The 12201-nt window shown below is 61.2% G+C and carries 3 protein-coding genes; all 3 read left to right on the forward strand.

Going from position 1 to position 12201, the window contains the following annotated elements:
* The first annotated feature begins 1 nt into the window (after nt 1).
* Genes CI785_RS01665 through CI785_RS01675 form a run of 3 tightly spaced genes read left to right on the forward strand, consistent with a single transcriptional unit; the run spans nt 2 to nt 12201 of the window.
* Nucleotides 2-3424 carry a DUF6603 domain-containing protein gene (locus CI785_RS01665; protein ID WP_157940112.1) on the forward strand — a complete coding sequence of 1141 codons (3423 nt, stop codon included), beginning with the start codon at nt 2-4 and terminating at the stop codon, nt 3422-3424.
* On the forward strand, nt 3421-6711 hold the full coding sequence (locus tag CI785_RS01670; protein WP_105030371.1) for a hypothetical protein: 3291 nt from the start codon (nt 3421-3423) through the stop codon (nt 6709-6711). The genes CI785_RS01665 and CI785_RS01670 overlap by 4 nt, the downstream gene beginning before the upstream one ends.
* Nucleotides 6712-6714: 3 nt before the next feature.
* Complete coding sequence (locus CI785_RS01675; protein WP_157940113.1) at nt 6715-12201, forward strand: hypothetical protein; 5487 nt, start codon at nt 6715-6717, stop codon at nt 12199-12201.

A 12201-nucleotide genomic window follows, 5' to 3' on the forward strand; every position in this document is an offset into this window, starting at 1 on the left:
TATGACAAACCGCGACGTACTAGTCCAGCTCGCGGAAGAGTTAGCAAGGGCGGTTGAACCCCTCGCTCTCGCAGCAAGAACACCGGGGGCACTCCGAGATTTGCTTGAGGATCTCGGTTGGGACTTCGAAACCGTTCCCACGGCCATCGGGAAGCTGCTGGTTCCCGTCGAGCAGCTTTACAACCTTGTGTCCCCTACCGAGGAGATTAGCGCCGCGGACACCCCAATACTGCTCAACGGAGTCCGCGCAGTTTTTTCTGCTATTGCAGATATCTCAAATGCTCCAGGCCTGCCAGCCGGGTTTGCCGAGGGCTTCCCGGATGAACTGGTCGACTATCTCCTCTACGAGTACTTCTTCAGCCATCAGCCGCGATGGGGCCACCTCCTTGCCAGTTTCGGGATTCTTCGCGCGGAGGATATGGACGCTACCGGTGGACGGCCTGCCTACACAAAGCGCATCATCGCATTTAGCGATTTAGCGCGGCTCACGACTGAGCCACTGGCTGTGTTCCGGGACGCTTATCTTTGGGGCGACAGCGAATTCCGAGGGGAAATTCTTTTAGACGCTCTACAGGGGATGCTGGAGGCGTGGCAGCTGAATGTTCGCGAGTCAGTCGTCGAGGACATCATGCTTCAACAACTTAACGCTGGAGCACTAACGCCCGAGTCCTCCTACGATACCTGCCTGCAGCTTGCCATCATCGAGAGCGAATCAGACGCCGACTTCGACGTCGGTGTTGCCCTGTTTATAATGCCCGAGACGGCGGCCGTAAAGCCAGGATTTACCCTCCTGCCTTACAGCTCAACCGGAATCGAAAAGAATGTCGAGCTCAGTCCCTACCTCATTCTCAGTATTGAGGGAACAGTGGCGCTCGACGGCGGAGTGGGAATCATTATTCGACCCGGGCAGCTCCCCCAACTCCTCGTTGGATTCGGGACTGGGTTGCCATCGGTCGCGTCGGGGATGTTGAGCATTGCGCTCGTGCTGAGTGATGAGGGCAATCCGAGGGTACTCATCGGCACACCCGGTGCCAGCCACTTCGAGGTGGGCGGAACTTCAATACTCGGTGGCACGAGGTTCCATGGCAACGACAGTTTCGAGGTCTTCCTCGAGTTCGCATTGGCCGGCGCCAAGATCGTGATCAAACCCGGCGACGGAGAGGCCGACGGCTTTCTCGCTCGTCTGCTGCCCGAGGAAGGAATGTCAATCGGCACAAACTTGACAGTCGGCTTTTCCACTACCCAGGGCATCTATTTTGGCGGTAGTGGCGGCTTGGAGATCTCGATCCCCGCTCACATTCAACTCGGGCCCATCGAGGTCCTCAACGCGCTGCTGGCTGTCCGCGCTAAAGACACCATCCTCGCGGTCGACTTGGCCGCCAGCATCAAAGGCGACCTAAACGTACTCACCGCGGTCATCGAGAACATTGGCGTGACTGCGATGTTTACTTTCCCTGATAACGGCAAAGGCAACCTCGGTCCGGTCAATCTGGCCATGAAGTTTCGGCCTCCCAACGGCGTAGGCCTTTCAATTGACGCCGGCGTAGTCAAAGGTGGCGGCTATCTCTACCTCGACATCGAAAAAGGCGAGTATGCCGGGGCCTTGGAGCTCACTGTTGCGAACTTTCTATCGCTCAAGGCGATCGGGCTCATCAACACGAAACTGCCTGGCGGCCAGCCGGGCTTTTCGATGTTGGCCATCATCACCGCGGAGTTCAATCCTGGTTTCCAGCTTGGCTTCGGCTTTACACTGCTCGGCGTCGGCGGTCTGCTTGGGCTCAATCGTGGCATGCTCCTAGAGCCGCTGGTTTCAGGCATCCGCACCGGCGCCATCAACAGCATTCTGTTCCCTATCAATGTCATCGAGAACGCACCGCGTATTATAAGCGACCTGCGTACCATCTTCCCGCCTAAAGAGGGCACATTCCTGATCGGGCCGATGGCCAAAATCGGATGGGGCACCCCGACACTCGTTTCGATTTCCCTCGGCGTCATCATCGAAATCCCCGGCAACGCAGTAATTCTGGGCCGGATTAGGGTTGCGTTGCCAACGGACGAGGCGGCCATCATCGTCCTCCAATCAAGCTTTATCGGCGCGCTGGAGTTCGACAAGCGCCGAATTTGGTTTTTCGCCTCCCTCTTCGAGTCGCGTCTACTGTTCATCACTCTCGACGGTGAACTCGGGCTCCTGATGGACTACAGCGACAATGCTAACTTCGTGCTGTCGGTGGGCGGGTTCCACCCCCGGTTCACAGCGCCCCCATTGCCGTTTCCCTCGCCTACCAGAATCGCCCTCTCCTTAATCAACGGTAAGTATGCTCGCGTCAGAGTGGAACTATACCTCGCAATTACCTCAAACACCGTCCAGACTGGCGCTCAAGCCGAGGCATTCTTTGGCTTCGATGCTCTTAGCGTCGAAGGCTACTTCAACTTCGATGCATTGATTCGATTCTCGCCGTTATACCTGATCGTCGAGATCTCGTGCGGCTTCGCAGTCAAGGTTTTCGGTCTCGGCGTCTACGGAATCCACCTCCGCGCTGCCCTAGAGGGACCGACGCCGTGGCACATCGCCGGTGCAGCCGAGCTGGAGTTCTTCTTCTTTACGGTCTCCGTCGACGTCGAGGTGACCTTCGGGGAGCGCCGCACCGACACTCTCCCGCCTCTTCCGTTACTGCCCGCGCTCAAAGCAGAACTCGAAAAGCTCGACTCATGGCGCACCGCACTCCCCGCCTCGGGCCGACTGCTCGTCTCGCTCCGGAACTTGGGGGACCCTGGCCTGCTTGTCCTACACCCAGTCGGCACCCTCAGGATCAGTCAGCGGTTAGTTCCACTTAGCATCCCCCTTGACAAGGTTGGAAACCAGACGCTGTCAGACATTTACCGTGCTGCGGTGACGGTGGACGCGGGCCTGCTGGCCGTCCGCCAGCCGGTGCAGGATCAGTTCGCCAAAGCGCAGTACGTAGAGATGGATGACGCCGCTAAGCTCTCCGCGCCCGCCTTCGAGATGCTACAAAGCGGCGTCGAGCTTTCTGCCGGTGCAGCGTGGGCCACCGGACCATCAGCTCAACGGATCGTCCGCTACGAAACAATTATCGTTGATACTCAGGTCGAACGCACCCCAATTAGGTACTTTCAATTTTGGCCCGGCCTCTTCGCCCATTTCATTAAGGGCGGAGCCATCGCCAAGGCCGAGCTGTCCCAAGCCAAAGAGGAAAAGCTCAAGCCATTCACTGCCAGAATCAATGTACAACCGGACGGGTACGTCGTAGCCAACACCGCGGATAACACGGCACTGTCCGGTGCTGCCCTTTTTACCAGCCATACCGAGGCGACCACCTACCTCGCCTCGGTCCTCCGTGAAAACCCATCACTGGGCGAGGCAATCCATGTCATCCCGAGCGCGGAGGTGAATGTCGCAGCATGAGCGAACAACCCATTGGAACCTACTCCTTCCTCTCCTGGGCCCGCCAAGGCCTTGGGGCAAGGTTGCTGCAGCAGGACCAGGACACAACCCCTGGCCTCCGGGCTTCCATCACAGTTCCGCTGCGCATCACCGCCGATCGAATCGGCGGCGGCCAAGACTCGCTGGGAATCCCCAAGTCCGTGGAGATATACGGCCCGGGCGACATCACCGGCATCCAGCCGACCAATATCTTCCGCACCGAGCCCCGACACTGGACAACCGATTTTGAAGCGAACTACCTGCCCTTTGTGGAGTTCTACGAAGAAGACTTTTGCTGGCGCTACACCCCAGCCGGAGCCTCACCGGACGGACGCCGGATACGCCCATGGCTTGCCCTCGTGGTACTCGAAGAGCACGAATTTACCGATGCCGGTACCGTCACAGGCGCTTCGCTGCCTGCCATCGACGTCATTGACCCGGCCACCTCCTTCCCACGGTTTGAGGAACACTGGGCGTGGGCCCACGTCCATGTCAACAGTGCTCTTGAAGGCGAACCGGACAACGCCGAAGGCAACGCGGCCCGCTTCTCCACCGCACTTGCCGCTGACCGCGACGTGGCCTACTCAAGGCTGCTCTGCCCGCGCGCCCTCAAAACCAATACGGCGTACCACGCCTTCGTAATTCCTTCCTACGAATCGGGTCGCCTGGCCGGTCTCGCGAAAGACCCGACGGGCGCGGCGTTCCCTACCCAGGGAGCGTGGGTCCCCGCTCGGGCCGACACCGAACCAAACCGGTTCCCTGTTTATCACCGCTGGTACTTCCGCACCGGCGCCGTGGGCGATTTCGAATACCTCGTCCGGCTTCTCAAGCCGAGGACCGTAGACCCGCAGGTCGGGCGGCGGCCCTTAGACGTCCAAGTACCAGGCGCCAACCTCCCTGCCATCAAGAACCTCGGGGGCATCCTGCGGCTCGGCGGTGCACTCCGAGCTCCGCTGACGACCTTTAGCGAGGAGGACCTAGCCGAGTACGAGAAATTTGAGGCGTGGGCTGAGCCGTACCCCCACCCTTTCCAAGAAAAGTTGGCCGCACTGGTAAACCTCGCCTCCGATTACACCGTGAAAAGTCCAGGTACCGCCAATGCCGACACCAACATCGAGGGTGTCACCGACGATGAGGATCCGCTCATCGTGCCCCCGCTTTATGGGCGTTGGCACGCGCAAAGGTCGCGGCTGGTAGAAGCTGATGCCGATCCTGACCATGAGCGATGGGTGCACGAGTTAAACCTTGACCCCAGACACCGCGTCGCCGCGGGGCTCGGTACGGGTGTGGTTCAGCGCAAGCAGGAAGACCTTATGGAGGCCGCATGGCAGCAAGTAGGCAACGTGCTGGAGGGCAACGCCAAAATCCGCTTTGGTCAGATGGCCCTCCTCACCTCACTGGTTTGGCACCGGCGAGACCTTAAAACCTTGTGGCAGAAGGACGCAGAACGTCTCCTGGCACTGACAGCGCCGGTCCAGCGGCGTGTCCTTGCCTCAGGACTGACCCTCGCTCACCGAGTTAGGCAGAGTACGGTTCCGCCAGCCATTGTTAGCACCACAATGCGCCAAGTGATGCGCCCCCGGGGCCGAGTGTCCAGGCTCCTCGGTTTCATTCCGGGGCGCGGATTGGGCAACCTCATCACCCGTATCAATGCTGGCGAGGTCAGCGCCGCACCGCCGAAGGTAATCGCTCCAGGATTGCCGACTGGCCCGGGACTGGCCGACCAGCTCGTGCCGGAATATGAAAAACTGCCCTCCGTTGTTGTAGAACTGATCCGACGGGTGCGCCGGTGGCGTCTCTGGCTGCTCGTCATCGTGATCCTGCTGATACTCTTCGTTCCCGCCATCGGTATCCTGCTAGCGATCGCCTTGTTCGCGGTGGCGGTTGCGTTATGGCCCTGGATCAGGGCACACCTGCACAACAACATCACCGCAGAGATGCTCGACCCAGAAACTCGGACGCCCCGCGCCGTCGACGAGCTCCCCGGCAACTCTGGATTTTCCACCGTTCCACCAAACCAGGCACCCCCAACGCCTATCGAAGGCAAAGACAGCCCGGATGCAGGGCGGTTCAAGGACTCCCTGCGCAGGCTCTATGCTGTGGACCTGGCCGAGCGCAGCATCGTCCGCCCGCCGCGGGACCCGCTGGACCTGCCGACTATCGCGGCCGCAGCAGTGGAGGGATTGGATCCGCGGCGCACCGTCCCGGCGCGCATTCTCGGAAGCATTCAGATCCCCGGCCGCATCGCCGACCAACTCGTCGAGGACTTCGGCGAGGTCATGGTCTACCCCGAGATTGACACTCCTATGTACGAGCCGCTCAAGGACTGGTCCAGCGAGTTCTTCCTGCCCAATATTCAACTCCTCAGGAACAATTCGATCACCCTGCTGGAGACTAATCAAAAGTTTATCGAAGCCTACATGGTGGGCCTAAACCACGAGTTCGCGCGAGAGCTGCTCTGGCGCGAATACCCTACCGACCAGCGCGGCAGCTACTTCCGCCAATTTTGGGATATCACCGACTACCTCGCCCAACCGGGCCTTGATCCCGCCGCCCTCCGTGAGCGGCTACACGATATTCCAGAGCTGCACCACTGGGCAACCGCCTCCGGACTTGGCACCCATGACTACCGCAAGGCTCAAGGCGACAAGGAGGAAGAGGTCGTTCTCACAATCCGTGGCGACCTGCTCAAGAAATACCCCACTGCGGTCATCTACGCACACAAAGCAGAGTGGGAGCCGAAGTCCGACGGCACACCAGATAAGACTAAGCCCCGAAACCTCGCTGACCTCCCCCCTGGTATCCCCCCGCGCACCCTCGTCAGAACTCCTCTCTACGAGGCGAAGGTCGACCCCGACATCTATTTCTTCGGTTTCGACCTCACCGCCGAGAGCGCACGGGGCGGATCCAACGGTGACGGCCTGGATGACCCGGGGTGGTTCTTTGTCATCAAGGAGCGGCCTGGTGAGCCCCGGTTCGGCCTCGACGTCCCTCAGGAAAACCCCTCCCCGACCATCAGCACCTGGAACGAACTCTCATGGAGCCATGTGGCGGCCGTCCACACCCCGGGAGAGTTCCTACGTCTGGGAGAACGCAGCCTGACCCTCACCGCACCCCCAGCCAACGACGAGGCGAGGCCCCAATACGAAGAGGACAAGGTGTATAAGTGGCGCACCGATACTCAGGCGGCCGAACTGGCCTATATCCTCTACCAAGTCCCGGCCCTGATTGCCGTGCACGCGGTCGAGATGCTCGAGAGCGAGGCGTAATCCATGACCGACTTCAATGAGCTCCGCAGCCGACTGGCCGAAGAGCGACGCCGCCAAGAAGAACTGCGTCAAGAGGCGCTACTGGCGGGCGAAGCTGTCGGCCGACTGGAGCGCCTCCTAAGGGGTGCCAGACGCGGCGAGAACCCCCGTGTTCCGGGAGAGAGCGACCCGCTGGATCTAAAACACGCAGCAAGCCTCGAACGTCTGGCCCGTGCACGGGGGGAACTGGCTGCAGGAAGGAACCGTGTTACCGAGCTGGCCGCGGAGCTCGCGTCATTCACCGACCCGGTAAAGGGCATAGGCAGGCTGGCCGACGTCCATCCGATCCTCCTGCTTCCACTACGCCTTGAAACCCGCTTCAAGCCTGGCAATCAGGGGCAAGCCCAGCTGTGGGTGCGCGTCTACCCCGATGTCTGCCTTGCCGACGGCTTCGAGGAAACACTCACCGAGAATGAAGTCGACAGCGGGCGAGCCTTTTGGGCCGCGATATGGCGGGCGGACGGGGACGACTCATTGGAACGGGCAGCGTGGCGTAACTTGGTTGCTGCCTGTGGTGCAGGTCGGGCGGGATGGGTGGTCCGAACCTTTGTGCCTGCCAATCCTAGTGACAAGCCCACGCGTGAAGATGCCGGAGAAATCCTGCTTGTGGCCACGGGGCCTACAGCGCAGTCCTCCGCTGCGGCCAGCTTTTGGGAAGCAGTATGGCGCGCCGGTGGGGACCCAGTTGCGGAGGAGCAGGCCAGAACCGAACTGGAATTAGCGGTGGGAGCCGAGCTGGCGGAGGATATTCTCCTGCACCATCGGCCCCTGGGCCTGTTAGACGAGCCGGTCCCGCCACAAACGCGGTTCGACGCGGTGGTACGAGTGGCGGTCCTTCAGGTGCCCAGCCTTGATGATCTTGAGGTTCGCCGGACGTCGTGGTCGAGCGCTCCGCGTATCGATCTGCTGCCGGAGCGATTCGTGCTGCTCGGCTACGAAGGAGGGGACGCTGCCCCGCGGGTCGAGCTCAGTCAGCCTGTAATCACGCCCCTGGTAGCAGGGCCGGATCCGAATGCGGTGTCGGATGAGCAACTAAAGCCGGAGGGCGATGCCCTGCACATCCCCGATGATTTGGCTTGGATGTTCAGCTTCGAGCGTGCCATTGAGGTGGGCATGGCATTCCGCTTCGACCTGACCGAGAGTCAGGCGCAAGTCGGCTTCCAGCGGCTGCTGGTCCTCGGCGTCCGCCTCGCCGACACCGCCCACGAGGGCCGAGAGTCTTTTGAACGGTTGCTGGAACACCATCTCTATAGCCAGCCAGGACTGGAGCTCATCCGTCAAGGAACCCCGACCAATAACACCACCCAGAGCGGGTCTGGCTACGCCTGGAAGGATGACCCCGACGCCACCTTCGAGGCGTTCTTCAAGCAGGCACCCGGTTTCACACCCGAGGAGGACTCGCTGCTGCGCTCCGACGGCCAGCGCCTCGCCGAGGGACTGGGACTCTCGGACAACCTGCTCGCGCGAATCCCCGGCGCCCAGATGCATGACCGTAGCGAGGCACACGCGATGCAGATCGCCCTGTGGCCCGCCACACTCGGGTACCTGATGGATTCGATGCTGGCCCCCGTCTTCTCCGACGACGTGGTCAGGGACACGCGCGCCTTCTTCACCCGCCATGTCAGCGGTCGTGGCCCGTTGCCGGCGCTGCGGATCGGTAAGCAACCCTACGGAATACAACCGGTGTCTGCCTTCAGCCGGCTCAGTTGGTTCACCTCTCGCCAGCGTAACGGCGGTTTCGGCTACCCTGCGGGGCTCTACGAGGTCCTGCGGGGTGTGGAGGAGGACTGGCGGCCGCTGGTGGATCATGTGAGCCGGGTCGGCAAGAAAAGCGGTGACCCACACCAGATTCTGCTCGATGTGCTCGGGTTACACCCGACCTCGGCGGAGTACTATCCGCTCAGCGCCGACAGCCTGGATCATAAGGTGCACGAACTGTCGTTCGTCAACCATCCGGCGGCGCTTCAGCTACTGGACCTGTTCCCCGCCGAGCTTCCCTTGGCATTGCTTCGCCGCTTCGGTTACACAGGCATCCAAATTCCCGATTTGCTCACCAAGATCTACCGGGCGCGCCAAACCCCACTCGATGGGCCGCTCATCGATGATGTCCCCCTTTCCGAGGCCGACCCAATTCGCGGCTATGCCGGTGGAGACAACTACATCCGATGGCTCATCGACGCCGCAGGCACCAGTCTGCGCGCAGTGCAACAGGAGGACGGTTTCGACAACGGAAAACGGCCCGATGCCCTCCTCTACCTGCTCCTCAGGCATGCGGTGCAATTAGGCTTTTACCAGACGGCCAACTCACTGATACTCAAAGCCGGATTACCGCACAATCCTGCGGCGCTGCGCCAGGAGCCACCCTTTATCCATGTTAAAGGTAGCCGTGAGAGCGAAAGCCGGTATGCCGTACTGTTCCGTCAGGAGGCGGACGTCACCGGCGATCCAGAGCTGACGATCGGGGACTACATCGCTCAACAGATCACTGCAATGGAGGGTCCCCTGCCCGAGCACATCGCCGCTTTGGAGTACCTTAGCAATCTGCCGACGGCCCGGCTTGAGCGGCTGTTCGCCGAGCACATTGACACAGTTAGCTACCGGTTCGACGCTTGGAAGACCGGTCTCCTCTCATGGGGTCTGGAGCAGATCCGGTCCATCCCGGACGAACGTGCCACCACTCCTGACCCGGTCCCCGCCACCGAGAAAGCAAGCCGCGGACTCTACCTCGGGGCCTACGGATGGGTAGAGTCGCTTCAGCCCGAGGGCAAAACCCTCACGCCGGTCGCACTGCCGGAGGACGTCGCGAAGTCGGTCAACAACGGCGACTCCCGGCCACTAATGGAGGACTCCACAAGCCTTGGTCTCATACATGCACCCTCAATCAACCACGCCACCGCGGCGGCGGTGCTTCGAAATGCCCACGTCGCCTACGAGGGAAAGTTGTCGGTCAATTTATCCTCCCGCCGCGTCCGCTCCGCGCTAACGATCCTAGAAGGGATGCGCGGCGGGCAGCCGCTGGGAGCGCTGTTGGGCTACCAGCTCGAGCGGCACATCCACGACCACGGTTCCCTTCAAGTTAGGGAACTCGTCTATCCAATGCGCCGGGCATTTCCCCTTGCCGCAAACCAGATTGCGAAAACCGCAACGGAGGACGGGGATTCCAAAGAGTCCATCGCTGCCATGAACGTCATTGACGGCCGCAAAGTACTCGAACACCTCGATCGGACAGGTGAGACCGTCTACCCCTTTGGCCTGACTACCCTCCCATTACGGACAGCTGAGCAGGAACAAACGGTGACCAACGCCGTCGCCCATATCCGCGACGTCAATGACGCCGTCGCTGACCTGACGTTGTCCGAAAGCGTCTACCAAGCGGTCATGGGAAACTATGACCGGTCCACCGGCATGCTTGATGCTTTCGCCAAGGGCAGCTACCCACCCGAACCAGAAGTAATCCAGACGCCCAGAAGCGGCACGGCGCTCACCTTCCGTGTCGCCCTGCACCTTCCGGTGACGGCGCCCACAAATCCACTGCCCGGCATTCCAATGACCCCTCTCGCTTCTGTGGAACCAGCCCTTAACTCCTGGCTTGCGGATCGACTACCCTCACCCACAGACGTGGGCTGTCAGGTGGACTTCACGGACCGCGGTACCGGCACGGAGCGAACCGTCATGATCACTTGGGAAGACCTGACTCTCCACCCTGCCGACCTGGTCTACCGTGCAGAAGCCCGCTCCGACCAAGCACTGGGGGACCTCGATGAACGTATTCTCACCTATCTTCACACCACAGAATCCGTCCGGTACGACCAACCTGTCCGCATCCGGCACACTGATCGAGTGAACGGTACGGTGACATGGTTTGAACTTGAGGCCATGCTGCGCAGCCTGCGGCGACTCGTCCTCCCAAGCCATCCATTACGTCCCGCCGATCTAATGCGGCAGAGCGACGCCACCCACGGCGACCAGACCACGACTACCCTTTCGCGCTCACGTATCCAGGCACCCCGGGACGCCCTGCGGGATGTCCACTCGCCGGCACTAGACGACCTTATTAAGGCCATCGACACCCCCTCGAACTCCGTCGACGACGTGATCTCCGCCTACGTCAATACGGTCAGCCCACTCGCCGCCTACCGACTGCCTCAAACGGGGATCGGCTTTACCTACGAATGGCGGGCGCGCACATACAGCGACCTCGTGGATCGCGTCGCGGCGCTGGGCAAGGTGTGGGATCAGCGACGAAACAGACATACCGAGCTCATGATGGAGTACGCCGCCCAGTCCCCCACCGCTGAAACTGAAGTCCTGCTGCAGCTGCTGCGGACCGCCGAAGTGCTGGTCAGCACAACGGTCAGCGCCGAGGGGACACCAACGGCGCTTGAACTCCGTGTGACCGCTAAAGCTAACTCGTTCGACGCCAAGCGTGCCGAGCTCCGGCAGCTGATTGAAATCGCCCGGCCGACGCTCGCGCGATTGGCTGATGACGTCGAGGCAGCCCTGCCTCTTGACGCCTTCGACCCTGAACCTTTCGACCTTGTCGCCGAACGCGCCGAGATTCAGCGCTTTCGCACCGAGCTGCGCTTGGCCGCTGTTGCCCTGAATCAGGAGGTTGTAAAGCGCGTGACCGCAGCCGGTGACACCCTGGACCGGCACGACACCGCTAACGCCAACGAGCAGGCAGCCCTCATTCAGGAGGGCGCCAAAGCCATCTTCGGCGAAGACATCCTGCTCGTCCCCTTTATTACGCTACCCCCGGCAGCCCGCACCGAGCTCGGCAACGCTCGAGCGTACAGCGAGTCGGGGGCACTCACCAAACACCTCACCGATGGGCCACCGGCCGGCTCTGATCGCGACTTCCCCGTCGAGGACTGGCTTCACGGAATTGCGCGGGTGCGCGATAAACTCCATCACTGGGAGAACGTCGTCCTGCTCGCAGACGCGCTGCCCGGCGCAGCCCCTCCAGATCTGACTCCAATCCAACTGCCCAACAACACCGACGTCCCGTGGCTAGCAATGGAGTTGCCCACCGACACTGTGGTCGATAGTGACCCGCTCCTCTACACCGCCCACTGGGCGGGTCCCTACAACCCCGCCGAACCGCTCTGCGGTCTACTCATCGACGAATGGACCGAAGTAATTCCTGGACGGGAGCAAACCACCGGCGTCGCGTTCCACCACGACCGACCCAACGCCGAACCACCGCAAGCCTGGCTGCTGGCACTGCCCGCTACCTTCGACGGCCCCTGGTCCTGGGATGACCTCGTCGGAGCAGTGAACGACGCCCTGAACTCGGCCAAAATGAGGGCCATTGAACCCGTCCATATCGACAAGACGGCTTACAGCGCATTGCTGCCGGCCACACACTCGGCATGGACCTTCCCGGAAATCTCGATTTCCAACAATCTACTGCGCAACATGCAGATCTACACCCGGCTGGCGACGGAGTAA

Origin of the sequence: Arthrobacter ruber, from assembly GCF_002954225.1 — a bacterium.
GTDB lineage: Bacteria > Actinomycetota > Actinomycetes > Actinomycetales > Micrococcaceae > Arthrobacter_D > Arthrobacter_D ruber.